Consider the following 25179-nt stretch of genomic DNA (forward strand, 5'->3'; position numbering starts at 1 on the left):
GATCAGGCCTTGCCCCACGAGGTCAGGAACGCCGACTTCCAGTCGACCGAACCCTGGTAGGCGCCGGACTTCGGCAGGTTGTGGTCCGCGTCGACGGCCTGGATCTCCTCGCCGATGTCGACCGGCTTCTGACCGGCGAGCACCCGGATGGCGGTGTCGATGGATCCCCAGGCACCCCATTCCTGGGCCTGCGGAGTCGCGCCGAGCTTGATCCCGTTCTGGGTGCCCTTGCGGATCAGGTCCATGGTCGAGGCGTCGGACTGACCGCCGACCACGATCGTCAGGTTCTTGCGCCCCGAGGAGACGATCGCCTGGTACAGCCCGGCGTTGAGCCAGCCACCGACAGGGACCTGCAGGACGTTGACGTCGGGGTGGGCCAGCAGCGCGGTCGTCACCTTCTGTACGAACGAGCCGTCGGCCGTCTCCGGGTCGGAGATGTCGATGTTCTGCTCGACCGAGCCACCTCCGAGCTTCTTCAGCTCGGCGTTGAAGCCGTCGGTGATCCACTGGCCCCAGCTGTTGGTCGAGGCGGTCAGGGTGATCGCCTTCACGTCGCCGCCGTTCTGCCCGTAGGCCCAGTCCGCGCCGAACTGACCGAAGGTGTTCCATTCCTGCACGCCGGTGTAGCCGCTGACCCACGGTCGCTCGGAAGCCCACAGGGCCGGCTTGCAGTCGTCGGGACCGCCGCCGCCGACGACGGTGATGCCGGCCTTCTTGGCCTCCTGGAAGGCAGCCTGGGCGGCCTGGCAGTCGAAGCCGACCGGCACGATCACGTTGGCGCCGCCCGCGATCGCCTGGCGGATGGCCGCGGCGAAGCCGTCGGGGCTCAGCTTGCCGTCGGCCATGTGGGCCGACCAGCCGGCCGCCTTGGCGGCATCCATCATCGCCTGGGTCGGCGCCGAGCAGCTGGAGACCGCCTGGCCGCAGGAGATGACGTAGAAGTTGACGCCGGCCTTGGGCGTGACCTTCGGCAGGTTCGCCAGGTCCGAGCCCAGGCCCTTGTAGGCCGTGGCCAGCGCGGTCTGAGCGGCGGCGTCGACCGTCGTGGAGGTCGAGTCCGACGCGCTCGTGCTGTTCGAGCCCGAGCTGCCGCAGCCGACCAGCGTCGTACCGGCGAGGGCGACGACGGCGCCGAGGGCGGCGAGTCTGGCCGCCCGGCGGCCGCTCCGCAGCCAGGTCGGCCGCGTGGTGCGGCTGTCTGTGCTGAGGTGTTGGCTCATTTCTGCTCCTTCGTGAACGGACGGCACGCGTCGCCGCCTCCCATCCGAGACCGTGTGACTGAGGTCACTCACCGAAGAGTGACCCAGCCCGACGGCGGAGGGGAAAACGTCCGTGCGAATGCCTGGCATTCGTCCCGACCGGGGCGTCGGGGGCGATGCCTGGCATCAGCGCGGGCGGGGTTCCGCGTCCGGCGGCCGAACGGTTTCCTGTGACCGAAGACACAAAGGAGGCCCCATGTCCGAGTCCCGCACCAGCCGGGTCCTGATCGTCGGCGGTGGCATCACCGGCGGCGTGCTCGCCCTCGCGCTGGCACAGCGCGGCGTCGAGGTCGTGCTCGTCGACCTGCGCGACACCCTGCGCGGTGTCGGTCACGGCATCACCCTGCAGGGCAACGCCCTGAAGGCGTTCCGCGCGGTCGGGATCTACGACCGCCTCGCCGAACGCGCCTACCCGTTCGACAAGCTGCGGCTGCGCGGCGCCGACGGCACGCTGTTGGCCGAGATCGCCACGCCGCCGATGGGCGGACCCGGACTGCCCGGCACGATGGGCGCCGTGCGCGGTGACATCGCCGACATCCTCGCCGAGGAGGTGGTCGCCGCGGGCGTCGACGTACGGCTCGGGACGACGCTGACCCGTTTCGAGGACGCCGGCGACGCTGTCACCGTCACCCTCTCCGACGGAACCACCGAGACCGTCGACCTGCTCGTCGGGGCCGACGGCATCCGCTCGAAGGTGCGCGGGATGATGGGCATCGAGACCGAGCCCAGGCCGGTGGGGATGGGCATCTGGCGCACCGTCGCCAAGCGTCCCGCCCAGATGGACTGCTCGGAGATGTACTACGGCGGCCCGAAGTTCAAGGCCGGCTACACCCCGATCTCCGATGACCTCTGCTACGCCTTCCTGCTGGAGGAGAACCTCGACCGCTCCTACGTGGGCGAGGGCGCCCGCGGCAAGGAGCTCAAGGAACGCGGTCGCGGGTACGGCGGAACCTGGGGCGAGGTGCGCGACAGCCTCGCCGACGACGCCCTGGTCAACTACCAGTGGATCGAGGCGATCTGCGTCGACGAGCCGTGGTACCGCGGCCGGGTGATCATCGTCGGCGACGCCGCCCACGCCTGCCCGCCGCTGATCGCCCAGGGCGCCGCGATGTGTGCGGAGGACGCTGTCGTCCTGGCGGAGATGCTCACCGACGGCGACAAGATCGACGACGTCCTGCCGGCGTTCTGGCAGCGCCGCTTCCCCCGCGTGAAGATGGTCCTGGACAACTCGCTCAAGCTCGCCGAGTGGGAGATCCACCCCGGCGTCGACCCGGACGAGAACCCGGGGCGGCTGATGGGTGAGACCCTCGGCGCGCTGGTGGCGCCGGCGTGAGCGCCGGTGCGAGTGCCGGTGCGAGTGCCGAGGGCCGAACGTTCGACGGGCAACTGATCCTGCGCGGTGAGCCGGGCTTCGAGGAGGCCCGCGTCGACCGGATCTTCAACCGCCGGCTCAGCGACCGCTCCCCCGCGGCAGTGCTGCGGGTGGCCAGTGAGCGCGACGTGGTCGAGGGCGTGCGGCTGGCCCGCGAGCGCGGCTGGAGGGTGGCGGTCCGCTCCGGCGGCCACAGCTGGGCGCAGTGGTCGGTGCGCGACGACGCGCTCGTGCTCGACCTCGGCGCGCTCAAGGAGATGGCGTACGACGAGGCGACCGGCATCGTCACCGCCTCACCAGCGGTCCAGGGCGGCAGCGAGCTCGGCCCCTACCTCGCCGAGCGCGGCCGGTTCTTCGTCGGCGGTCACTGCCCCACCGTCGGCATCGGCGGCTTCCTGCTCCAGGGCGGCCAGGGCTGGAACGCCCGTGGCTGGGGCTGGGCGGCGGAGTACGTCGAGGCCATCGACGTGGTCACCGCCGAGGGCGAGCTGGTCCGTGCCGACGCGACCCGGAACGCCGACCTCTACTGGGCCGCGCGCGGCGCCGGGCCGGGCTTCTTCGGCGTCGTCACCCGGTTCCACCTCCGCACCCGGCCACACCCCGGCTACCTCGCGCACACCGTCCAGGCCTTCGGTCTCGACGACTTCGACGAGGTGATGACCTGGCTGCACGAGACGCATGCGAGCATCGCCGGCACCGTCGAGATCGTGGCGCTGACCATGACCGACCCGCACCTCTCCCCCGACCCGGTGCTCCTGGTCACCGGCGTGGCGATGGTCGACGACGAGCGGGAGGCGGACGCGGCGCTGGCGCCGTTCCGGGACAACCCGGCACTCGACCGGGCCCTGCTGGTGGTGGACGCGGAGCCGACGACGTTCGACGCCGAGCGGGCCCAACAGATCCTGGCCAACCCGGAGGGTCACCGCTGGGTCGTCGACAACGCCTGGCTCTCCGGGACCGCCGCCGAGGTGGTGCCTGCGATGCGCCGGGCCTACACCACGCTGCCGAACGAGAAGGCGTTCACCATCTGGTTCAGCATGGCGCCGCTACGCGAGCTGCCGGACATGGCGTTCTCGGTCCAGTCCGAGATCTACCTGGCGTCCTACGTCCTGTGGGAGGACCCGGCCGAGGACGCCGCGCACCGCGCCTGGCTGGACCGCGCGATGGCCGACCTCGAGCCGGTCACGGTGGGTCAGTACCTCGGCGACAGCGACCTCGCCCACCGGCAGCTGCGGTTCCTCTCCGACGAGTCGTGGGAGCGGTTGGGCCGGATCCGCGCCGAGCGGGACCCCGACGGCCTGTTCGTGGGCTACCTCGCCGGCCCGGAGGGGGCAGCGAACGCGAACCACTGGCAGTGACACCTCCCAGCCGTCGGCGAGCTGACCATCCGCTCAACACGACCCGGCTCCCCCTGGCGGGGCGAACGATCGTTCAGCCGGCGGGGGTGAGCTCCGCGCCGACCGCCTCCAGCCGGCCGAACAGCCATCGATAGGCGGGATCGGCGAGCCGGTGCTCGGCGAACCAGTAGCCCTCGGCGAGCAGCACCTCGCCGAACGGCGGCTCCACCATCACCAGCGGTCCGTCCGGGCGGGCGTGGAGACGGCCCAGCATCTCGGGCACCACGGCGAACATGTCGGTGCCCTCGATGACGAAGGGCAACGGCAGGAAGCCGAAGACCTGCAGCACCGGCCGGTGCTCGATGTGCAGCTCGCCGAAGACCCTGTCGACAGGGGTGAGCACGCCGGCGCCGAAGGAACCGGCGGCGTACGGCAGGGCGCGCAGGTCGTCGATGCTCAGCGCGCCGTCGCGCAGCCGCGGATTGCGCCGGTCGACCAGCACCACCATCCGGTCGGTCCACAACGGTCGCGAGACGCCCTGGAAGCCGAAGCCCATCGGTGCGACCACGGCGTCGTGGTCCACCAGGAGCCGCTCGGACAGGTGCGACCCGGAGCCGAGGTTCCCGATCGTCAGGCGTACGCCGGGAGCGTCGGCCTCCACCAGCCGCACCAGCGGCTCGTGGATCGCGGCGATCGCGTAGTCACTCATCACCAGTCGGAACGTGCGCCTGCTGGTGCTCGGATCGAAGGCGTCCTCCAGGTCGAGCGCCACCCCGACCAGCCGGACCGCCTGCTGCACCTCGGGCAGCAGGTCCCGAGCGAACGGCGTCAGCTCGTACTCGCGTCCCGCCCGGACCAGCAGCTCGTCGTCGAAGCGCCGCCGCAGCCGCGCCAGCGCCGCGCTCATCGCCGGCTGGCTGAGGCTGAGCCGGTGCCCGGCTCGGGTGACGTTGCCCTCCTCGAGCAGCACCTTCAGCGGGAGCAGCAGGTTGAGGTCGGTGCCACCCAGCGCCATGTCGTGTCTTCTCTTCCCTCGGCGCCCGGGAGCGGGCGGTGACGACTAGAGTTCCATGGCCATGGTCACACAGGAGCCCGGGACCCGGGAGCGGCTGCGCGAGGTCGACGCCAACCTCCTCTTCGCGTTGCACGCGCTGCTCGAGGAGCGCAACCTCACCCGTGCCGGTGAGCGCCTGATGATGAGCCAGCCCGCGATGAGCGGCGCCCTGACCCGGCTGCGCAAGCACTTCGACGACGAGCTGCTGGTCCGCTCCGGCCGCGGGTTCGAGCTGACCCCGACCGCCGAGCGGTTGCGTCCCGCGGTCACCGACGCCGTCGAGGCGGCCGAGGCCCTGCTGGGGACCGAACGCGCCTTCTCCCCCGCCACGAGCGCCAAGCGCTTCGCGGTGAGCATGTCGGAGTATGCGATGACCGTGCTGGCCGAGCCGTTGGCGCGGATCCTGACCGAGCTGGCCCCGGCCTGCTCGATCACCCTCGACCCGCTGGACCTGGACCGTGAGCAGATCGACGCGCAGCTGATGCGCCGCGACCTCATCATCGCGCCGCTCGGCTTCGACTTCCCGGGGCGCTCCCAGCCGGTGTCCACCGACGAGCTGGTGTGCCTGGTCGATCGGCAGCATCCGCGGCTGCGCGACGGCGCGCTGAGCCTGCAGGACCTGCACGAGATGCAGCACGCCGTGGCCGAGTTCACCGCGGCCGGCCCGGTCAGGCGTCCGCTCGAGGTCGAGCTGGAGCGCCACGGCATCGCCGATCGCAACGTGCTGGTCCGGGTGCGCAGCCTCCTGACGCTGCCGTTCGCCGTCGCCGGCACGGACATGTGCTGCTTCGTGCCGTCCCGGCTGGCCAAGCGCTGCCTGGACATGTTGAACCTGACAGCCGCCCGCACCCCGCTCGGCCCGGTGCGGATCACCGAGGCGGCCCACTGGCATCCGCGCCGGGAGAACGATCCGTCGGTGGTCTGGCTGCGCCAGCTCCTGTACGACGTCGCCGTCACCGTGGAGGACCAGCACCCCTGAGCCGCCCCGCGGCTCCCGCCGATGCCAGTGATCGGTCCTGGCGATGGTCCCGACCCTTGCAGCCGCGTCTCATCTCGGGCTGACTGTGACCGCAACCACAGCGAGGAGAGGCACAGTGAGCTGGGACGACGGAGCGCCGTACGTGCAGGAGCTGGCGAAGGGCGTCCACGCCTACGTCCAGCCCGCGGGCGGCTGGATGGTGAACAACTGCGGCATCATCACCGATGCCGCGCGCGATGCCGTCCTGGTGGACACCACCTCGACCGAGAAGCGCAACCGGGCGCTGCTGGCCGAGGTGGCGGGCCTCGGCGCCCGCGACCCGAAGGTGGCCGTCAACACCCACCACCACCCCGACCACACCTACGGCAACGGCTTCCTGCCCGCCACCACCACGATCGTCGGCCACCACCTGGCCCGCGAAGGCATCCTGCGCGCCGGCCTGGCCGCCACCAAGGAGCTGCCCGCCGACTACGGCCGACTGGTCGTGCGCGCACCGGACGTCACGTTCTCCGAGCGCCTGACCCTGCACCTGGAGGACTTCGCCGTCGAGCTGATCACCCTGGGGCCTGCGCACTCCACCAACGACGTGGCGGTCTGGCTGCCGGAGCAGAAGGTGCTCTTCGCCGGAGACCTGGCGTTCTCCGGCGGCCACCCGATCTTCATGGAGGGCTCGATGCTCGGCTTCAAGGCCGCGCTCGACGCGATGCGCGACCTCGGTCCCGAGGCGCTCGTCCCGGGACACGGTCCGGCCTGCCGCAGCGCCGAGGAGGTGCAGCGGGTGCTCGACGAGCTCGACGGGTACGTCGCCTACATCTCGGCGCTCGCCCTCGAGTCGTACGCCGCCGGCCTCACCCCGCTCGAGGCCGCGCAGAAGGCCGCTCAGGGCGAGGACCCCTACCGCGACTGGCCCGAGGGCGAGCGCGTGGTGTGCAACCTGCATCGCGCCTACGCGGAGCTGACCGACTACGAACCGCCGGTGCCGCTGACCATTCCGAGCCTCTGGCCGGAGATGGTGGCGCTGCACGGCGGCCCGATCGGAACCAACGCGTGAGCCCGCGGTTCCCCGCGCCGCGGCGCGTCGTCACCGGGCACACGCCCGACGGCGTCTCGGTCGTGGTCTCCGACGGGCCGGTGCCGGTCAGCCGGCACCTGCCCGAGGACGGCGTCCACTTCCACGAGATATGGAACACCGAGGGCGCTCCGGCGCTGATCACCGCCGTCGAGGCGGACGAGCCGACGCAGCGCACCCTCGCCGTACCGCCGCCGGAGCGGGGGACGAAGATCCGGATCAACGAGTTCGCGCCCGGCTTCCTCGACGAGCGCGGCCTGCAGTCCCCGGTGCACCGCACCGCGTCGATCGACTACGGCATCGTGATCGAGGGTGAGATCACGCTGATCCTCGACGACTCCGAGGTGACGCTGGGCGCCGGTGACGTGGTGGTGCAGCGCGGTACCGACCACGCGTGGGCCAACCGCGGCGACGTCACGGCGAAGGTGGTCTTCGTGCTCGTCGACGGTGCCTTCGACGAGGCGCTCGCCGCTTCGCTGCCCGGCGGCCTGACCGGGCTCATGCACGGCGGCCCGAGAGACTAGTCGTGGACAAGGTGGTCTCCTCGGCGGCGCGGGCGGTGGCCGACGTCGGGTCCGGCTCGACGCTCGCCGTCGGCGGGTTCGGGCTGTGTGGCATCCCCGCCGTGCTGATCGAGGCGCTGCTGGCCTCGGGCGCCGACGAGCTGGAGGTGTTCTCGAACAACGCCGGCGTCGACGACGCGGGCCTGGGCCTGTTGCTGGGCGCCGGCCGGCTGCGGCGCGTGGTCGCGTCCTACGTCGGGGAGAACAAGGAGTTCGCCCGCCAGTACCTGGCCGGTGAGCTCGAGGTCGAGCTCACCCCCCAGGGCACCCTGGCCGAGCGGATGCGAGCCGGCGGGTCGGGCATCGCCGCGTTCTACACCCGCACCGGCGTCGGCACCCAGGTCGCCGAGGGCGGGATGCCGTGGAGGTACGACGGCCACGGCAACGTGGCGATCGCCTCCCCGGCCAAACAGGTGCAGTCCTTCGAGGGACCCGACGGGCCTCGGGAGTACGTGCTGGAGCGGGCGATCGTCGCCGACTTCGGCCTCGTGCGCGCCTGGAAGGGCGACCGGCACGGCAACCTGGTCTTCCGGGCCGCGGCACGCAACTTCAACCCACTCGCCGCGATGTGCGGTCGGGTCACGATCGCCGAGGTCGAGCATCTGGTCGAGCCCGGCGAACTGGGTCCCGACGAGATCCACCTGCCCGGGGTCTATGTCCAGCGTGTCCTCCCGCTCACGCCCGAGCAGGCCGCGGACAAGCTGATCGAGAAGCGGACCGTGAGGAGCCGGGGATGAGCTGGGACCGCGACCAGATGGCAGCCCGAGCCGCTGCGGAGCTAGCCGACGGAGACTACGTCAACCTCGGCATCGGGCTGCCCACCCTGGTGCCGAGCTTCGTGCCCGACGACCTGGAGCTGGTCCTGCAGTCCGAGAACGGCATCCTCGGCACCGGTGCCTACCCCACCGAGGACGAGGTCGACCCCGACCTGATCAACGCCGGCAAGGAGACCGTCACGGTCCGTCGGGGAGCCAGCTTCTTCGACTCCGCGACCTCCTTCGGGATGATCCGCGGCGGCAAGATCGACGCCGCCATCCTCGGGGCCATGCAGGTCTCCGCGACCGGCGACATCGCCAACTGGATGATCCCGGGCAAGATGGTCAAGGGCATGGGCGGCGCGATGGACCTGGTCCACGGCGCCCGGAAGGTCATCGTGCTGATGGAGCACACCGCCAAGGACGGCTCCCCCAAGATCGTCGAGGAATGCACGCTGCCCTACACCGGCAAGGGCGTGGTCCAGAGGATCATCACCGATCTGTGCGTCCTCGACGTCACGCCCGAGGGGCTGACCCTCGTCGAGCTCGCCCCGGGCGTGACGCTGGACGAGGTACGTCGAGCCACCGAGCCACCGATCGCGGAGAGGCCGACTGACGCCGGGGCGGCGGCGAGCGCGCGGGGCCGGGACTAGCCGCGCTGTCGGGCGAGGACCCGCCGGCGGTGCCGAGCCATCCGGTTGCCGATCGCCTGCTGCAGCGCGAGCGTGAACCAGCCGGCGATGACCATGCCCGAGACGTTGACCGCCAGCTGCGCGGCGCTGCCGAGCAGCTCGTGGCGAGCCCCGAAGGCGATGCCGAGGGCGACGTTGCCGGCGGCCGGGACGGTGGTGACGGAGATGAACACACCCGAGAGTCCGCCCACCTTGGCGCTCGTGAGCGAGAGCACGCCGGCCGCGGCCGCGATCAGCGCGACGATGAACGACCACTTGTCCGGGCTGTAGATGAAGCTGGTCCCGGGCCGCTTCCCCGTCACGTCCTCGACCGTCACCCAACCGAGCGCCCGAGCTGCGAGGGCGGCGATCGTGCTCACGGCGATCGCGACAGCGAAACCGACGACCAACGTGCGGGCGGCGCCGGTGAAGAGACCGCGCCGGCGACGTACGAGCGCGAGCCCCAGCGCGGCGATCGCCACGAACTCCGGACCGAGCACCATCGCGCCGATCACCAGGATCTGGGAGTCGACGACGATGGCGACCGACGCCAGCAGGGTCGCGAGCGTCATGAACGCCAGGTAGGTCCAGTTCAGCTCCGTCTCCTCGTAGGCACGCTGGGTCACCTCGGCCCACACCACCGCATCGGCGCCCGCTCCCGGAGTGCGCCGCTCGGCGTCCAGGCCGGCCCGCGACATCCACGTCGTGACCGGCTCGATGTGGATCGTGCCGGACTCGGGGATGCCGAGGGCCGAGAGCCGTTCGACGATGTCGTCGGTGGCCTCGCGGGCGACGTCGGCCAGCACGATGTCGCCCTCGGGCCGCACCGAGGCGCCGCGGAGCACCGCGAGCTGGCTGACCGCAGGATCACCGGTGAGCGCCTCGACGACCCGGTCGGTCATCCGGGTGGGCGAGGTCACTCGCAGATGCTCCACGCTTGAGAACCACCTCTCGATGAGGATGACCCCCTGATCCGCGTCTCCGCAGTTCAGAGGGTCAGATCCGTCCGTACCCGTACCGGATTCGAACCGGCGCTACCGCCGGGAAAGTCGAAAGAAGAGATGATGGAACGTGGGCGGTCACGGTCGTGATCTGAATCAGCAGGCCAGAGCCTACAGCCGCAGTTGAGCACTGCTGGACAACGAGGAGCGTTCTCGGCTCTGGTGTTGCCATGCTGTCGCCACGTGGCCACCAGCCACCTAGGCAGTTCACCCCGGACGCGACGATCCAGGGCGGTGGGGTCGCTCGACGACAGCCGTTTGGCGCGACCGGCGCGATCAGTACTGCTGTGCGAACGATCCCGTAGGTTGATGTCGCTCGATTGCGGGTGTCGATTCTCCCCCAAAGATGCCTTGCCTTGGAGCGAGGTTGGACCTGGGCGGTGGCAGCCGATGTCCGGTTCGGGACCGAGGTCGACCGGCCTCCACCAAGCCCTCTGGCAAGCGGGGCCCACACAAGGACTCACCATCCAGACACGACACCACGAGGACACCATTGCGGCGTTAGGTCTCGCGGGTCGCGCCGTGGATCTGGGAGGCGAACCCGCCGATCACGATGTAGCGGACACCGTGCTCGTTCAGAACCTCAGCGGTCCGCTGAGGCTGGAAGCGGGGCGTCGTCAACTGACCCGCCTTGCTGCGGAGACGAATGCGTTCGCGGCGGGTGCACGAACAGAGCAGCCCGAACGAACCCGACGACCACGGCCTATCCCGGCCAGCCCGAACCATCCTGGTGGCGACTGACGAACGCGCAACTCCTCGCCATCCTGACTGTGCGAACAGCGCCTTGGGAATCGCCCAGCACTTGCAGGCCCTGGGCCGATGAGACCGAAGGTGTCCCTCGACCAGCGGTCGGGGCCCCTCGCGCCAGCGTATCTAGCTCCGCCCGAGCCACATCTTCTTCAAGACGCCCGAGCGATAAGGCTTAGGATAATCATGAGAATCACCAACAAGAGGGATGCGTTGCCCAAAGCCTTGATCCAGATATGGCCAGTGCCGGGCCTGGGGGCCACAGCCATCGAACCGAGTGCGACTCCAAAAACGCAAGAAGAGAGCCCCGAGAGCACATGTGTGCGGAGCAGCAAGTCGCCACCATAGCAAATGAGGAATACGGCCAGCGCCCCCAACCAGACTGAGAATAAAAATCCCAACCAGATTGGCCGAACTTGATGACGCGGAGAAAACAGTTCCTGGTGAAGTACTCTTTTGCCCACAGTGCGAAACTCTCTACTCCTCAAGCGGCAACCCAAGGCGCAGCTTTCGCTATGTGAAACTCCCGGATTGAAGTCGCCCATCGGTGTCGCACCAGCCCTCCATGCGCGAAAAAAGCGCTTCCTTGAATGGATGATACCGTACGCGCCGGACAAAATGTCGCGGATCAAATAGTTGACTTCATCCGTGTCGAGCGAGAAAGCGGTAGCCGCCGGACAGGAGTCGGGGACCGAATATTCTTTTGATTCCTTGATGACCCAGGTGGCCGTCATCTTTAATTTCTCGAACGAGATAATTGATAAAGACTGCGAGCTTATCTGCCCAGGATCCTGGAATTCTCCGAATGAGGCCCGACAGGGGAGATCGAGTCTCGTCGGCAGTCTTGTCCGCAAGTTTGCTGAGTATCCGAGCGCTTTTCCGCCAGAGCCGTAAAGGCGCCAACGACGAGGGTACGGACCAGCAGGGCACCTTCGCGAACCGATATCTGATCTCGACTCGGGTCCTGAGAAGGTGAACCTTCCCCGGCCGGTCAAGGGCGAGCGTCGCCATCTCACTCACACCCAGGTCGGGCGCCTGGCCTACACCGGCGTGCGGTTCGGCGAGATGGCGGCACTCAAGGTCCGGCGTCACGACCTCTCACTGCGTCGAGCGGTCATCGCGGAGTCGGTGACGCCCGTCCAGGGCAAGGGATGGGCTGGGCGCACAGAAGCGAGCCGACCGTGACGAGCCGCCAGCCGTCGAGAACCACTCGATTTCGCCTGCCAGCGAGGACGCCCACGACGAGCCGTTCGACCTCATCGGGCAACAAGGTGTCGCCCTTTCGTCGCCAGCACCGTTGTCAAGCCCCCGAGACGAAGGCCTCCTGAACTGCGTTTCCGCAGGTCAGGGGGCCTTTTCCGTCCGTACCCCGTACCGGATTCGAACCGGCGCTACCGCCGTGAAAGGGCGGGGTCCTGGGCCGCTAGACGAACGGGGCGTGCGCGTCGGTCGGCGCGTCGATCAGCATAGGGGGCCCCGAGCGACGCTCCCAACTCAGTGCGGCCTCTCCGGGCGAGGATCAGTGCAGCTCGACCGCCACCCGCTCGCGCAGCTCCGCGAGCGAGACGCCGTACGTCTCGCGCACCGTGGCGCCATCGGGACCGAGGTCGAAGACGGCGTAGTCGGTGTAGACGCGAGACACGCACCCCACCCCGGTGAGGGGCATGGAGCAGGTCTCGACGAGCTTCGCCTCGCCGTTCTTCGCGAACAGCGACATCATCACGAACACGTCCTTGGCGCCGATCGCGAGATCCATGGCACCGCCCACCGCCGGGATGTCGCCCGGCCTGCCCGTGCTCCAGTTGGCCAGGTCGCCGGTGTGGCCGACCTGGAAGGCGCCCAGCACGCAGACGTCGAGGTGGCCGCCGCGCATCATCGCGAACGAGTCGGCGTGGTGGAAGTAGGAGCAGCCGGGGGTCTCCACCACCGGCACCTTGCCGGCGTTGGTGAGATCGGCGTCGACCTCCTCCCCCTCGGCCTTACGGCCCATCCCGAGCATGCCGTTCTCGGTGTGCAGGATGACGCCCAGCTCGACGGGCAGATGGTCGGCGATCTTCGTCGGTTGGCCGATGCCGAGGTTGACGAAGGAGCCCTCCGGGATGTCGCGCGCGATCACCTGCGCGAGCTCGTCCATCGAGAGGGGGCCCCGGTCGGTGTTCTCTACAGTCATCAGCGCGCTCCCTGCACGGTGTAGTGGCGGGCCTCGACCTGGACCACGCGGTCGACGTAGATCGAGGGCGTGACGACGGCCTCAGGGTCCAGCTCGCCGGTCGGCACGATGGCGCTCACCTGCGCGACCGTCGTGGTCGCGGCGGTGGCCATCACCGGTCCGAAGTTCCGCGCGGTCTTGCGGTAGACCAGATTGCCGAGCCGGTCGGCGGTGTGGGCGGCGATCAGCGCGTAGTCGCCCTTGATCGGGTACTCCAGGACGTACTCGCGTCCGTCGATCGTGCGCTGCTCCTTGCCCTCCGCCAGCGGCGTGCCGACGGCTGTCGGGCAGAAGAACGCGCCGATCCCGGCGCCGGCGGCGCGCATCCGCTCGGCGAGATTGCCCTGCGGCACCACCTCCAGCTCGATCCGACCGGCTCGATAGAGCTCGTCGAAGACGTAGGAGTCGACCTGCCGCGGGAAGGAGCAGAGGACCTTGCGGACCCGGCCGGCCTTGAGGAGCGCCGCCAGGCCGACCTCGCCGTTGCCGGCGTTGTTGGCCACGATCGTCAGGTCCTGAGCCCCCTGGCGGATCAGCGCGTCGATGAGGTCGAACGGCATGCCGGCCAGGCCGAAGCCGCCGACCAGGACGGTCGAGCCGTCCTCGATGCCGGCGACGGCCTCGTCGGCGGTCTCGAGGATCGATGTCCTGGCCATCTCAGGCCTCCCCCGTCGCCGACGGGTTCTCCAGGACGACGGCCAGGCCCTGTCCCACGCCGATGCAGATGGCCGCCACGCCGTAGCGCTGCCTCTTCTCGCGCAGCACCGCGGCGAGGGTGCCGAGGACGCGGCCGCCCGAGGCGCCCAGCGGGTGACCGATCGCGATCGCGCCGCCCTTCTGGTTGACGATCTCCGGATCCGCGAGGCCGGACTTCAGCCAGGTGTCGACGCAGACCAGGCTCTGTACGGCGAAGGCCTCGTTGAGCTCGACCGCACCGACCTGGTCCCAGCCGATCCCGGCCCGGGCCAGGGCGCGATCGGCCGCCTCGACCGGGGCGTAGCCGAAGTCCTGCGGGTCCAGGGCGAAGGCGCCGCGCCCGACGATGCGAGCGATCGGGTCGACGCCGATCGTGTCGCGGGCCTGCTCGGAGCCGAGCAGGACCGCGGAGGCGCCGTCGGAGAGCGGCGAGGCGTTCCCGGCGGTGATCGTGCCGTCCTTGCGGAAGGAGGGCTTGAGACCGGCCAGCTTCTCCACGGTGGAGTCGGCGCGGATGCCCTCGTCGCGGGCCAGGCCCTCGACCGGGGTGACGATCGAGTCGTAGAAGCCGGCGTCCCACGCCTGCGCGGCCAGCCGGTGGGACCGGACCGCGAACTCGTCCTGCCGCTCACGGCTGACGCCGTACTTGTCCTGGAGCTGCTCGTTGCACTCACCGAGCGAGATCGTCCACTCCGCGGGCATGTTCGGGTTGACCAGCCGCCACCCCAGCGTGGTCGAGACGGCCGTCAGGTCGCCGGCGGGGAACGGGCGAGCCGGCTTCGGCAGCACCCACGGCGCCCGCGTCATCGACTCGACCCCGCCGACCAGGACGACGTCGGCGTCACCGGTCTCGATCGCCCGCGAGCCGATCATGGCGGCATCCAGCGAGGAGCCGCAGAGCCGGTTGACGGTGTTGCCCGGCACCGACGTCGGCAGTCCGGCGAGGAGGGCGGCCATCCGGCCGACGTTGCGGTTCTCCTCCCCGGCGCCGTTGGCGTTGCCCCACACGACCTCGTCGATCGCCGCCCGGTCCAGGCCGGGGGCCTGGTCGAGCAGACCGGTGATGGCGGCGGCGGCGAGGTCGTCGGGCCGGTGCGCAGCGAGCGCGCCGTTGAACTTGCCGAACGGCGTTCGCGTCGCGGCGTAGAGGAAGGCGGTCATACTGAAGACGCTAACGCGCCGGAACCATATGTTGAAGTATCGGTGTTCGCGTCGATTAGGATGACTGACATATGGATCTCCGTCACCTGCGCTACTTCGTCGCCGTCGCCGAGGAACGGCACTTCGGCCGTGCGGCCGAACGCCTCCACATGGCGCAGCCACCGCTCTCCCAGGCGATCCGGCAGCTCGAGTCCGAGCTGGGCGTGATCCTGCTGCAGCGCACCACCCGTCGAGTCGAGCTCACCGCGGCCGGCGAGACCTACCTGGAGCGCGCCCGCAGCATCCTCGGCGACGTGGCACAGGCCGCCGACCTCGCCCGCCGCGTCGCAGCCGGCTCGGTCGGCCATCTCACGCTCGGCTGCGTGGGCACGGCGACCTACAGTGTCCTGCCGACCCTCTCCCGGCGGCTGTCGGAGGAGCTTCCCGGTGTCGACTTCGCCTTCCGCGGGGAGATGCTGGTGCCGGACCAGCTCAGCGCACTGCATCACGGTGCGATCGACGTCGCGTTGCTGCGACCGCCCGTCGCCGACCTCTCCCTGGTCGTGGAGCCGCTGCGCAGCGACCGGCTGATGGTCGCGCTGCCGGCCGACCACGGCCTCGCCGGTCAGACCCGGATCCGAGCCCGCGAGCTCTCCGGCATCGACCTCATCGTGCACTCGGCGGACCGGCGCTCGGTGATGTACGGCGTGGTCCTGCGGCTGCTGCACGACGCGGGCGTGGAGCCGCGGGTCCGGCACGAGGTCGGGGAGACCTCGACTCTGCTCACCCTGGTCGCGGGTGGGCTGGGCGTGGCGATCGTGCCCGAGCCGGTCACCGCCCTGGCACTGGAAGGGGTGGCCTACCGGCCGCTCGTGGAGCCGAGCGCCAGCGTCGAGCTCGCCGTGGCCCACCGGGTCGATCGCGCCGAGCCGCACCTGCAGCGGACCGTCGAGGTCATCCGGGCACTGGTCTGAGGTCTCACGCGCCTGTCGGCGCGAGGACGATGTCGAACCGCACCCTGCTCCACGTGCCTTCCACGGCCCGGCCATCGGGCGTCGGCGTGCCGGCCGCCTGCTGCTCGAACCGCTTGATCAGCGACTGCTTGACCCCGAAGACCGAGTCCCGCTCCCCGATCGGGTCGCCCTCGGGGAAGATGTGTGTCACCAGGGTCCGACACCCGGGATGGCTGACCATGAAGTGCAGGTGGCTGGCCCGCAGCGGCGAGCGGCCGACGGCGTCGAGCAACTGCCCGACGGGGCCGTCGTCGGGGATGGGGTACGGCGTCGGCGTGAGTCCCCAGAACCGGTAGGACCCGTCGGTGTCGCTGAAGAGATGACCGCGCGCCGAGCGCTTCGCCGCGTCGTACTGCACGTCGTAGAGGCCGTCCTCGTCCGCCTCCCAGACCTCGATCCGGGCGCCGGCCAGCGCGTTGCCGTGGGTGTCGGTGACGGTGCCCTCGACCCAACAGGGCTCGCCGGGTGCGCCGAACGCGACGTCGCCGCCGAGCGCGACGCGCGGTGCGTCCTCGACGAAGAACGGACCGAACACCGTCGCCTCGGTGGCGTTCTCGTAGGCGGCGTTGTTGATGTTGATCGTCTGCATCGAGGCACCGAGGATGTCCGAGAGGAGGATGAACTCCTGGCGCACGTCGTCGGTGATGTGCCCGGCCCTGGTGAGGAACTCGATCGCTGCCCCCCACTCCTCCTCGCTCAGCCGCACGTCGCGGATGAACGCGTGCAGATGACGCACCAGCGAAACCATCAGCTCCTTCAGACGCGGGTCGCTGCAGGCGTCGAAGGAGGCGACGACCGCCTCCACCAGCCCGGCCTCGACGGCCTCCTGATCGGGGGAGGCGGCAGATCGGGTCATGACGGGTCTCCTTCCCAGGCCGCGCGCAGCAGCGCGGTGAGGTTGTGCTCCGTGACCGGAGCCGGATTGCTGGGCGGGACGGCGGCAAGCACAGGCCCCACCGCCCGAGCGATGCCCTCCTCGGGCATGCCGTAGTCCCTCAAGGCCCGGGGCGCATCCACGGCGGCCCGCAGCTGCGCCAGTCCCTCGACGGCCGCGCTGCTGTCGAGGGCGGCGGCGATCCGCCGCTCGGCCTCGGGTGCGTGCGGGGCGTTGAAGGCGAGCACGTGCGGCAGCACCACGGCGTGGGTCTGCGCGTGCGGCAGGTTGAACATGCCGCCGAGCACGTGGCAGATCTTGTGGTGCATGCCCGAACCGGCCGAGGCGAAGGCGACGGCGGCGAGATAGGCGCCGTACAGGGTCTGCTCGATGCCCTCCACCAGCGGTCCCTCGCGCGCGATGACCGGCAGGCCGCCGGCCAGGCGCCGGATGCCCTCGCCGGCCAGCACCTGGTCGATCGGGTCGACGCGCGGACCCCACATCGCATCGATGCAGTGCGCGAGCGCGTTGAGGCCGCTCGCGACGCTCAGCTGCGCCGGCAGCGAGCTGAGCAGCGTCGCGTCGTACACGATCGAGCGCGGGAGCACCGAGTCGTCGACGCCGGTCGTCTTGGTCGCGCCCTGGGTCAGGCCCCAGACATTGGTCGCCTCGGAACCGGCGTAGGTGGTCGGCACGGCGAGGATCGGCAGCCCACCGGGCCGGTCGCTGGTCAACGCCACCGCCTTGCCCAGGCCGGTGGCCGAGCCACCGCCGACGGTGACGATCACGTCGACGCCGGCCGCCGCCGCGGCCTCTCGGGCGCGCTCGGCCACCTCGACCGGGACGTGCATCACGACCTCGTCGTGGTGCAGCACGACTGGCACCGCCGCGGCGATCCGAGTCGCCAGGGCCGCCTCGCGGGCGGAGGCGATCAGCATCACTCGGGCGCCGCCGAGGGCGGTGACCTCGGCGGCGACGGCCGTGGCCGCGTCTCCCGGCGCGAAGACCACCCGCTGGGGAAGCGTCTCGTGGGTGAACCTCATGCCCGACCCACCAGCCTGGTGACGGCCTCGCGCAGCGCGGAGGCCGGGTCGGCGGCCAGGCTCATCGACCGCCAGGCGACGTGCTTGTCCGGCCGGACCAGCAGCGCGCCGGACTCCTCGATCTCGCGCAGCTTGGCCCAGTCGTAGTAGAGGTCGGTGACCTCGCGGCCGGGGCCGATCACCACTGTCTGCAGCGGCACGCCGAGGTCCACCGACACCGTCGCCGCGGCCTCGGCCCACGCCTCCCCGGCGACGCCGGTGAACAGCGTCCAGCGGGAGTACGGCGCCAGGTCCATCAGGGCGTGCTTGTCCACGTTGTTCCCGACCCAGGCGTGCGGGAGGTGGGCGCCCGGCGACGTCGACATCACGTAGTAGAGGTCCTCGTCCCTGCTCGGAGCCGGCCGGGTGCCGTCGGAGAGGATCGCGCGCGACTCGTAGAACTGGCCCAGCTCGACGCCGTGGGCGTTGAACTCGTAGTTCTTGGTCTCCATGGCGCGGACCAGCGCGGCCCGCTTGGCCGCACCCGCCGGCGTGTTGGCCTTGCGCTCCTCGATCGCGGCGGCCATCTCCTCACCGGACAGGCCGACCACGCCGAGCGCGGTGAAGATGTCCCCGAACTCCCGGGCGGAGGTGTTGGCGCGGGTGACGATCCGCTTCGCGACGGGGGCGCGCTCGGCGGTGTAGGAGTCGAGCAGGGTGTCCTCGGCGTACCCGTGCAGGACGGCGGCGAGCTTCCAGGCCAGGTTGTAGGAGTCCTGCACCGAGGTGTTGGACCCCAGGCCGTTGCTCGGCGGGTGCCGGTGGATCGCGTCGCCGACGCAGAAGACCCGGCCGCTGTGCAGTCGCGTCGCATACATCTCGTTGACGCCCCACAGGCTGTATCCGGTGATCTCGGGCTCCAGGTCGGGCATGCCCAGCAGGTCACGGACGATGCCTGCGGCCATCGTCTCGTCGAGCTCGGGCGCGGGGCCGTCGATGTCGTAGCCCCACACGATCAGCCACTCGTCCCACGGCCGCACCATCCGGACCAGGCCGGTACCGATGCCACCGACGTTGGACCCGGGCTGGATCACCCAGTAGAGGACGCTCGGCCGGTGGTCGACGAGCGCCGAGATGTCGGCCTTGAAGGTGATGTTCATCGACCCGGCGATGTCCATCCGGCCCTCGAAGGGCAGCTCGATGTCAGCGGCGACCTGGGAGCGCGCGCCGTCGGCGCCGATGAGGTACCTGGCGCGGATCTGGTACCGGTGGCCGGTCAGCCGGTCGCGTACGTCGACGGTCACGCCGTCGGCGTCCTGGACCAGGCCCAGGTACTCGGTGGAGAAGCGGGTCTGCGCACCGCGCTGGGTCGCGTTGCGGACCAGGATCGGCTCGAGGTAGGTCTGCGGGATGTCGACCGTCAGGCACGGCGAGGCCAGACGGTAGTCGGCCTCGCGGTCGGGGCGGGTGCCCCAGGTGTGGATCCGGCCGATCTCCTCCCCCGCGATGCTGGTGCAGAACACCGTGTCCCCGACCAGCTCGTGCGGTGTCGCGTCCGCCAGCACCTGATCCTCGATCCGCAGGTCGCGGAAGATCTCCATCGCCCGTTGGTTGGTGATGTGCGCCCGCGGCGTGTTCGCCGTCCAGCGGTACTTGGTGATCATGATGGTGGGCACGCCCAGCTCGCTGAGGAAGAGCGCTGCCGCCGCCCCCGCGGGTCCCGAGCCGACGATGAGCACGTCCGTCTCGACCAGGGATCCTGTGGGGGCCTCGGTCTCGGCGAGGCCATCGTTGAACACCGGCATGGAGCACCTCTTCTCTCGTCTGCGGCCGAGTCTTCTCGGCGGCTGCCGGGCGAGGAAGGCCCGTGCGGAGACGTGGCGGAAATGCGTATGTCGTGGCTCACATCGGGCCTCCGCCTCTGTGTCACGATGGAGCCGGAGGTGGCGAGGCGATGGTGCGGATCCCGCAGGCGCGGGCCTACGAGGTCGACCAGGACGTCGACCAGTGGGAGGAGCACAACGCCCGGTCGCTGATCGAGCTCGCCTGCGTCGTGGACGATGCCCCGTTCCGGGCCCGTCAGGTCAACCTGCAGCTCGAGCAGCTGCACCTGGCCCGGGTCACGGCGACGGCGCACCGGGTCAGCCGCGACCGGACGGTGATCGCCAGGCGGCCCGCTGACGCGATCGCTGTCTATGTCGGGCTGCGTGGCGACTCGCTGCTCGAGTACGACGGCGGCCGTCGGGTAGTGCATCCGGGCCAGCTCCTGGTCTGCGACGTGGACCGGCCCTTCGTCCGCGGCTTCGGGCACGGCCTCCACGAGCTCGCCGTGAAGGTGCCGCGCGCTGCGTTCGAGGCGCACGCGGGAACCGCCTCCCTGACCTCGCCGCTGGTGCTCGAGGCCCGCGATCGCGACGACGACCCCTATGCCCGTGCTCTGGCCCGGCTGGTCGGCCGCGCCGTGGCGGCCGCCGTGCCGGTGCCGGCCGACGAGCAGGCGGTGCTCGAGCTGGTGGCGGTGCTGGCCACCGGCGGCCGCAGGAGCTCACCGCTGGCCCACCGCGCGGCGGCGCGGGCGTTCATCGACGACCACCTGAGCGATCCTGGGCTGTCCGCGACCGCCGTGGCGGCGGGCGCCGGCATCTCGGAGCGACATCTGTCACGGCTGTTCGCCGACGCGGGCACCTCGGTGCCACGACACATCCTGGCGCGGCGGCTCGACCTCGCACACAGCATGCTGACCCACGACGTCGGCGGGCACGTCCGGATCGTCGACATCGCCGGCCAGTGCGGCTTCACCTCGATGGCCCACTTCTCGCAGGCGTTCAGGCGGCGCTTCGACGCGACACCGGGCGAGGTGCGCCTCGGCGGAGGTGTCGGACCGGCGTGAGCACGCCGGCCCGCGATCGTCCTACTCCTCCGCCAGCACCCGCCGCGCGACGCCGAACGCGGTGTTGGCCGCCGGTACGCCGACGTACACGGCCGACTGCAGCAGCACCTCGATGATCTCCTCGCGACTCAGCCCGTTGCGCAGCGCCGCGCGCAGGTGGAACTCCAGCTCCTCGAAGTGTCGGCCGGCCACGAGCGCGGTCAGCACGGCGATCGAGCGGTCCCGCCGGGCCAGGCCGGGTCGGGTCCAGATCTCGCCCCAGGCGTAGCGGGTGATGAAGTCCTGGAAGTCGGCGGTCACCTCGGTCGTCCCGGCCACAGCGCGGTCGACGTGCGCGTCGCCGAGGACCTGCCGCCGCACCTGCATCCCCGCCGGGGCCGGGTCGCGGACGAGGAGCGCCTCGACCATGCTGGCGACCGCTCGCGGCGCCTCGGCGGGCGCGAGGTGGGCGACCCCGTCGAGCTCGACGAAGCGCGCTCCGCGGACCTTCGCGGCGTGCTCGCGCAGTGTGGTGGCCGGAGTCGCCACGTCCTCGGCGCCACCGACGGCCAGCACCGGCACCGTGATCTCGCCGAGACGGTCCCGGACGTCGAAGGCCGCCAGCGCCTCGCAGACGAGCGCATAGCTCTCCGCGTCGGCGTGCTGCAGCGAGCCCAGCAGCTCGGTCCCGATCGCCGGCTCGCGCTCCAGGAAGCCGCTGCCGAACCAGCGCTTGGCCGAGGACTCGACCACCGCCGGGGTGCCTGAGGCGCGCACGGTGGCCGCCCGCTCGGCCCACGACTCAGCGGTGCCGATCTTCGCACCGGTGCAGAGCACGGCGACGCCTGTCAACCGGTCCGGTACGTCGAGGGCGAGCTGCAGCCCGACCGCACCGGCGACGGAGTCCCCGGCGTACCCGAAGCCGACCTCGCCGAGCGTGCTGTCGACGGCCGCGACCACTGCCCCGGCCACGTCCGCGAGGGTGAACGGCTCGGTAGTCGGCGTGCCGTGGCCGTGCCCCGGCAGCTCCCAGCCGACGACGTGGAACCGCTCGCCGAGCAGCTCGGCGGCGCGTCCCCACAGCGGCGTGACCGCAGTGCCGAGCGAGGGCCCGAGGACCAGCACCGGGCTGCCTTCGGTGCCGGCGAGGTGGACGAGTGACAGCTGCATCAGAGGTTCTCCCAGACCCGGGCGGCGCGCCCGAGGATGTCGTCGATGAACAGGTCGGTGGCGCCGAGGTAGTCCCCGTCCGAGGAGCCGCCGGACATGCTGCGCTGCTCGGCCCGCAGGGTCTCGCCCGCCTCGGCCACCCGGGCCGCCATCCGCGCGGTGTCGACGACGAGGCCGGCCACGAGGTCGGCGGCCTGCGAGGCGGCGACGACGCTGCGCCGGCCGAGCGTGGCGAGGGTGTCCCACTCCGCGTGCCAGCCGCCGTCGGGGCGCTCGTCGACGTAGGTGGCTGCCGCAAGGTGCAGCGTCGCTGCCAGTTGCGGGGCGGCCAGCGCGTGGCGACGCAGCAGGATCGAGAGCACCGGGTTGGCCTTGCCGGGCATCGTCGAGGAGCCGCCGCCGGCGCCCTCGCGCAGCTCGCCGATCTCGGGCCGGGACAGCAGCGCGACATCCGCACCGAGGTGACCCAGGGCGTCCGCCAGGCGCACGAGCGCGTCCGCTGTCGCGGCCAGCGGGTTGCGGCCGCGGGTGTGCCACGGCGTACCGTCCCCGAGCCCGAGCCCGTCGGCGACGGCGTGCACGAGCGCGACGGCGGTCCCGACCGGGTCCTCCCGGTCGCGGCCCAGCTCGACGACCGCCGCCAGGGTGCCGGCGGCGCCGCCGACCTGGACCGGCAGCTCGGCGCGGACCCGACGCAGACCGGCGTCGGCCTCCGCGAGCCCGGAGAGCCACTGGGCAGCCTTGAGTCCGAAGGTGATCGGCACGGCGTACTGCGTCAGCGTCCGACCCACCATCACCGCGCCGCGATGTTCGCGGGCCAGGGCTCCCAGGGTTCGTGCGGCCCGCTCGACGTCGACCAGCACCCGGTCCACGACGTCGCGCAGGCAGAGCACCAGCGCGGTGTCGACCACGTCCTGCGAGGTCAGGCCGCGGTGCACGTCCGGTGACTGGGCGCGCAGCGCCTTGACCAGCGGGATGACCGGGTTGCCGCCGGACTCGGTGCCGTCGGCTATGCCGCGCAGGGGCGGCACCGTGAGCACGGCCGGCGTCGACGCCAGTCCGGCACCCACCAGCGCGTCGAGCCAGGCCTGCTCGACCCGGACCATCGCGGCCAGGAACGCCTCGTCGGTGAGGACGTCACCAGCGCGCGCGTCGCCCGGCCACAGGAGCTCACCCATGGGTGAGGAACACGGTCTCGCGCTCACCTTGCAGGCGGATGTCGAACCGCAGCCCCTGGGGGTCGGGCTCGGCGATCAGCGTCGCCCGTTCCTCCTCGGGCAGCGAGGACAGCAGTGCGTCGTCGGCGTTCGCCGGATGGCCCGGCAGGTAGATCCGGGTGAGCAGCCGGTCGAGCAGGCCGCGGGCGAAGACCGCCACGGCGAAGAACGGCGCCTTGCCGTCCTCGGTCGCGCCCGGCAGCACGGTGGAGAACGAGTAGTGCCCGGTGGCGTCCGTCGAGCACCGGCCCCAGCCGGTGAACGTCCAGCCGTCGCGGTGCAGCGAGCCCTCGACGCGCGGGACCTCACCGGCCCCGTCGGCCTGCCAGATCTCGATCAGCGCATCCGGGATCGGCACCCCGGCACCGTCGAGCACGTCACCGTGCAGGCGGATGGCGTCGGCGCGGGCGGGCGGGACCAGCTCGTTGTCACCCTGGTAGGGCAGCGCCTGGCCGTAGAACGGCCCGACGGTCTGTCCGGGCGTCAACAGCGCCGGACGGGAGGACTCGGTGCTCACTGGTCTGCCTCCTCGGGCTCCATCCAGGTGCGGTCGCGACCCGACAGGACGATGTCCCACCGGTATCCCATGCTGTACTCGGGCACGGTCAGATCATGGTCATAGGTCGCCAGCAGCGCATCCCTGGCGCGCTGGTCGGTGATCGCCTGGTAGATCGGGTCGAGCGCGAACAGCGGGTCCCCGGGGAAGTACATCTGGGTGACCAGGCGCTCGGTGAACTGGTTGCCGAACAGCGAGAAGTGGATGTGCGCGGGACGCCAGGCGTTGCGGTGGTTGCCCCAGGGATAGGGCCCGGGCTTGATCGTCCTGAACCAGTACTCGCCGTTCTCGTTCGTCAGGCAGCGACCCACCCCGGTGAAGTTCGGGTCGAGCGGAGCGGGGTGCTGCTCGTTCTTGTGCACGTAGCGGCCGGCGGCGTTGGCCTGCCAGATCTCCACCAGCTGGCCCGCGACCGGGCGGCCCTCGCCGTCGACGATGCGCCCGCTGACGGTGATCCGCTCGCCGATCGGCTCGCCCCAGACCTCGGAGTTGGTGCCGGCGTGGGCCCCCAGGGTCAGGTCGGACTCGAGCTTGTGGACGTCGCGCTGCCCGAACACTGGCGCCCAACGCTCGATGGTCTCCGGGTCCGCGTGCCGCGGGTCCTTGGTGGGGTGGCGCAGGATGCTGGAGCGGTACGGCGGGTAGTCGATCCGCGGCTGCGCTCCGCCCGGCTGCTGCTGGGCGTCGATCTCGGCGATCTCGGCGGAGATCTCCGCCTGGGTGGTGGCGGCGGCGTCGGACGACGGGACAGCCGTCTCCTGGGCCGCATCGGTCCTCGGTGTCGTGCTCACTCCTCCCAATCTACGGACCGGCGGACTATCCTGCCGAGGGAAGGCTTCCACTGAGCGGAAGGTAGGGGATGGCCGGTCGTACGGCGACGCCGGGTGCGAGCGTCACCTCCCGCGCCCTGGCGATCCTGGCCGCCTTCGACGCCGACCATCGCTCGCTGACGCTCACCGAGATCGCGGCGCGCGCAGGCCTGAGCCGTCCGACGGCCCACCGGCTCATCGCCGAGCTGACCGCGTGGGGAGCGCTGCGCCGCGACGCCCAGGGCCGCTACGTCGTCGGTCGCCGGCTGTGGAACCTCGGCATGCTCGCACCGGTGCAGGCCGACCTGCGCGAGGCCGCCTCACCCTTCCTGCACGACCTCTACGGCGCCACCCTCGAGACGGTGCAGCTCGCCGTCCGCGACGGGCTCGAGACCCTGTACGTCGATCGCCTCGCCGGCCATCGGTCCGTTCCGATCGTGAGCACGATCGGCTCGCGGCTGCCGATGCACGCCACCGGCGTGGGCAAGGTGCTGCTCGCCTTCGCCCCACCGGAGGTGCAGCAGGCGGTCCTCGGTGCACCGCTGCGACGGTTCACGCCGTACACGGTGACCAGCGCCGCCCGGCTCGCCGACCAGCTGGACCGCGCCCGGGCGGAGGGGTATGCGACGACCGCCGAGGAGATGAGCGCCGGGGCGTGCTCGGTCGCGGTGCCCGTCCTGGTCGGCGACACCGCCGTGGCTGCGGTCGGGTTCGTGGTGCCCGACCTGCGCCGGACCCGCCCTCGGCTCGTCGCCGCCCTGCAGGTCGCGGCACAGGGCATCGCCCGCTCGCTGTGA

Annotated in this window: 25 protein-coding genes and 1 tRNA gene; 11 read left to right on the top strand and 15 right to left on the bottom strand. The window is 71.0% G+C overall.

Features of this window, described 5'->3' with window-relative positions; genetic code table 11:
* Window positions 1-2: 2 nt before the first annotated feature.
* A complete protein-coding gene (locus P5P86_RS19840; RefSeq protein WP_280609176.1) occupies window positions 3-1220 on the bottom strand; it encodes a sugar ABC transporter substrate-binding protein in 1218 nt (405 codons plus the stop codon).
* 235 nt (window positions 1221-1455) lie between these two features.
* Between P5P86_RS19840 and P5P86_RS19845 the strand changes: the two genes are divergently transcribed.
* Entirely contained in the window at window positions 1456-2592 is a 1137-nt protein-coding gene (locus tag P5P86_RS19845) for an FAD-dependent monooxygenase (protein ID WP_280609177.1), read from the top strand.
* On the top strand, window positions 2589-3989 hold the full coding sequence (locus P5P86_RS19850) for an FAD-binding oxidoreductase (RefSeq protein WP_280609178.1): 1401 nt from the start codon (window positions 2589-2591) through the stop codon (window positions 3987-3989). Before P5P86_RS19845 ends, P5P86_RS19850 begins: the two co-directional genes overlap by 4 nt.
* A gap of 73 nt (window positions 3990-4062) precedes the next feature.
* On the opposite strand, the gene P5P86_RS19855 is transcribed toward P5P86_RS19850, so the two are convergent.
* A complete protein-coding gene (locus P5P86_RS19855; protein ID WP_280609179.1) occupies window positions 4063-4983 on the bottom strand; it encodes a LysR family transcriptional regulator in 921 nt (306 codons plus the stop codon).
* Window positions 4984-5044: 61 nt separating this feature from the next.
* On the opposite strand from P5P86_RS19855, the gene P5P86_RS19860 reads away from it, so the two are divergent.
* The 5 genes from P5P86_RS19860 (at window position 5045) to P5P86_RS19880 (ending at window position 9041) form a co-directional block, all read left to right on the top strand.
* Complete coding sequence (locus P5P86_RS19860; RefSeq protein WP_280609180.1) at window positions 5045-6001, top strand: LysR family transcriptional regulator; 957 nt, start codon at window positions 5045-5047, stop codon at window positions 5999-6001.
* Between the two features lie 115 nt (window positions 6002-6116).
* The gene (locus P5P86_RS19865) at window positions 6117-7052 is read left to right on the top strand and encodes an MBL fold metallo-hydrolase (protein ID WP_280609181.1); all 936 of its coding nucleotides are present in this window, start codon (window positions 6117-6119) and stop codon (window positions 7050-7052) included.
* Window positions 7049-7594: a cupin domain-containing protein gene (locus P5P86_RS19870; protein ID WP_280609182.1), complete on the top strand. Its 546-nt coding sequence runs from the start codon at window positions 7049-7051 to the stop codon at window positions 7592-7594. The genes P5P86_RS19865 and P5P86_RS19870 overlap by 4 nt, the downstream gene beginning before the upstream one ends.
* Before the next feature lie 2 nt (window positions 7595-7596).
* A complete protein-coding gene (locus P5P86_RS19875; protein ID WP_280609183.1) occupies window positions 7597-8370 on the top strand; it encodes a CoA transferase subunit A in 774 nt (257 codons plus the stop codon).
* Window positions 8367-9041 (top strand): 3-oxoacid CoA-transferase subunit B, encoded by a 675-nt coding sequence (locus P5P86_RS19880; protein WP_280609184.1) that lies wholly within the window; start codon window positions 8367-8369, stop codon window positions 9039-9041. The genes P5P86_RS19875 and P5P86_RS19880 overlap by 4 nt, the downstream gene beginning before the upstream one ends.
* Here P5P86_RS19880 and P5P86_RS19885 read toward each other — a convergent pair.
* Complete coding sequence (locus P5P86_RS19885) at window positions 9038-9979, bottom strand: DUF389 domain-containing protein (RefSeq protein WP_280609185.1); 942 nt, start codon at window positions 9977-9979, stop codon at window positions 9038-9040. The two genes, P5P86_RS19880 and P5P86_RS19885, sit on opposite strands and share 4 nt — an antisense overlap.
* Window positions 9980-10959: 980 nt before the next feature.
* On the bottom strand, window positions 10960-11541 hold the full coding sequence (locus P5P86_RS19890) for a hypothetical protein (RefSeq protein ID WP_280609186.1): 582 nt from the start codon (window positions 11539-11541) through the stop codon (window positions 10960-10962).
* Window positions 11542-11779: 238 nt separating this feature from the next.
* Here P5P86_RS19890 and P5P86_RS19895 point away from each other — a divergent pair, with 238 nt between their 5' ends.
* Window positions 11780-11992, top strand: a complete 213-nt coding sequence (locus tag P5P86_RS19895) for a hypothetical protein (RefSeq protein WP_280609187.1) — start codon at window positions 11780-11782, stop codon at window positions 11990-11992.
* 180 nt (window positions 11993-12172) lie between these two features.
* Here P5P86_RS19895 and P5P86_RS19900 read toward each other — a convergent pair.
* The 4 genes from P5P86_RS19900 to P5P86_RS19915 all read right to left on the bottom strand — a co-directional run bounded on the left by P5P86_RS19900 (window position 12173) and on the right by P5P86_RS19915 (window position 14873).
* A tRNA-Glu gene (locus P5P86_RS19900) sits at window positions 12173-12245 on the bottom strand.
* Window positions 12246-12326: 81 nt separating this feature from the next.
* The gene (locus tag P5P86_RS19905; RefSeq protein ID WP_280609188.1) at window positions 12327-12977 is read right to left on the bottom strand and encodes a 3-oxoacid CoA-transferase subunit B; all 651 of its coding nucleotides are present in this window, start codon (window positions 12975-12977) and stop codon (window positions 12327-12329) included.
* Window positions 12977-13672: a 3-oxoacid CoA-transferase subunit A gene (locus P5P86_RS19910; RefSeq protein ID WP_280609189.1), complete on the bottom strand. Its 696-nt coding sequence runs from the start codon at window positions 13670-13672 to the stop codon at window positions 12977-12979. Before P5P86_RS19910 ends, P5P86_RS19905 begins: the two co-directional genes overlap by 1 nt.
* Before the next feature lies 1 nt (window position 13673).
* A complete protein-coding gene (locus tag P5P86_RS19915; RefSeq protein WP_280609190.1) occupies window positions 13674-14873 on the bottom strand; it encodes a thiolase family protein in 1200 nt (399 codons plus the stop codon).
* Window positions 14874-14944: 71 nt separating this feature from the next.
* Here P5P86_RS19915 and P5P86_RS19920 point away from each other — a divergent pair, with 71 nt between their 5' ends.
* Window positions 14945-15826 (top strand): LysR substrate-binding domain-containing protein, encoded by an 882-nt coding sequence (locus tag P5P86_RS19920; RefSeq protein ID WP_280609191.1) that lies wholly within the window; start codon window positions 14945-14947, stop codon window positions 15824-15826.
* 4 nt (window positions 15827-15830) lie between these two features.
* Here the strand turns inward: P5P86_RS19920 and P5P86_RS19925 are convergent, their stop codons facing one another.
* From P5P86_RS19925 to P5P86_RS19935, 3 genes are read right to left on the bottom strand one after another with little or no spacing between them, the layout of a single operon-like run.
* Window positions 15831-16721 (bottom strand): hydroxyquinol 1,2-dioxygenase, encoded by an 891-nt coding sequence (locus tag P5P86_RS19925; RefSeq protein ID WP_280609192.1) that lies wholly within the window; start codon window positions 16719-16721, stop codon window positions 15831-15833.
* The gene (locus P5P86_RS19930) at window positions 16718-17782 is read right to left on the bottom strand and encodes a maleylacetate reductase (protein WP_280609193.1); all 1065 of its coding nucleotides are present in this window, start codon (window positions 17780-17782) and stop codon (window positions 16718-16720) included. The genes P5P86_RS19925 and P5P86_RS19930 overlap by 4 nt, the downstream gene beginning before the upstream one ends.
* The gene (locus P5P86_RS19935) at window positions 17779-19566 is read right to left on the bottom strand and encodes an FAD-dependent oxidoreductase (RefSeq protein WP_280609194.1); all 1788 of its coding nucleotides are present in this window, start codon (window positions 19564-19566) and stop codon (window positions 17779-17781) included. The genes P5P86_RS19930 and P5P86_RS19935 overlap by 4 nt, the downstream gene beginning before the upstream one ends.
* Before the next feature lie 149 nt (window positions 19567-19715).
* Between P5P86_RS19935 and P5P86_RS19940 the strand changes: the two genes are divergently transcribed.
* Window positions 19716-20651, top strand: coding sequence for a helix-turn-helix domain-containing protein (locus tag P5P86_RS19940; protein ID WP_280609195.1), 936 nt, complete (start codon window positions 19716-19718; stop codon window positions 20649-20651).
* A 21-nt stretch (window positions 20652-20672) separates the two neighbouring features.
* On the opposite strand, the gene pcaDC is transcribed toward P5P86_RS19940, so the two are convergent.
* The 4 genes from pcaDC to pcaH are packed head-to-tail and all read right to left on the bottom strand — an operon-like array spanning window position 20673 to window position 24364.
* Window positions 20673-21800, bottom strand: coding sequence for a bifunctional 3-oxoadipate enol-lactonase/4-carboxymuconolactone decarboxylase PcaDC (gene pcaDC / locus P5P86_RS19945; RefSeq protein ID WP_280609196.1), 1128 nt, complete (start codon window positions 21798-21800; stop codon window positions 20673-20675).
* A complete protein-coding gene (locus tag P5P86_RS19950; RefSeq protein WP_280609197.1) occupies window positions 21800-22978 on the bottom strand; it encodes a lyase family protein in 1179 nt (392 codons plus the stop codon). Before P5P86_RS19950 ends, pcaDC begins: the two co-directional genes overlap by 1 nt.
* A complete protein-coding gene (gene pcaG, locus P5P86_RS19955; protein WP_280609198.1) occupies window positions 22971-23534 on the bottom strand; it encodes a protocatechuate 3,4-dioxygenase subunit alpha in 564 nt (187 codons plus the stop codon). Before pcaG ends, P5P86_RS19950 begins: the two co-directional genes overlap by 8 nt.
* Window positions 23531-24364, bottom strand: coding sequence for a protocatechuate 3,4-dioxygenase subunit beta (pcaH, locus tag P5P86_RS19960; protein ID WP_280609199.1), 834 nt, complete (start codon window positions 24362-24364; stop codon window positions 23531-23533). Before pcaH ends, pcaG begins: the two co-directional genes overlap by 4 nt.
* A 68-nt stretch (window positions 24365-24432) precedes the next feature.
* Between pcaH and P5P86_RS19965 the strand changes: the two genes are divergently transcribed.
* A complete protein-coding gene (locus tag P5P86_RS19965; protein ID WP_280609200.1) occupies window positions 24433-25179 on the top strand; it encodes an IclR family transcriptional regulator in 747 nt (248 codons plus the stop codon).

Source organism: Nocardioides sp. BP30, from assembly GCF_029873215.1.
Classification (GTDB): domain Bacteria; phylum Actinomycetota; class Actinomycetes; order Propionibacteriales; family Nocardioidaceae; genus Nocardioides.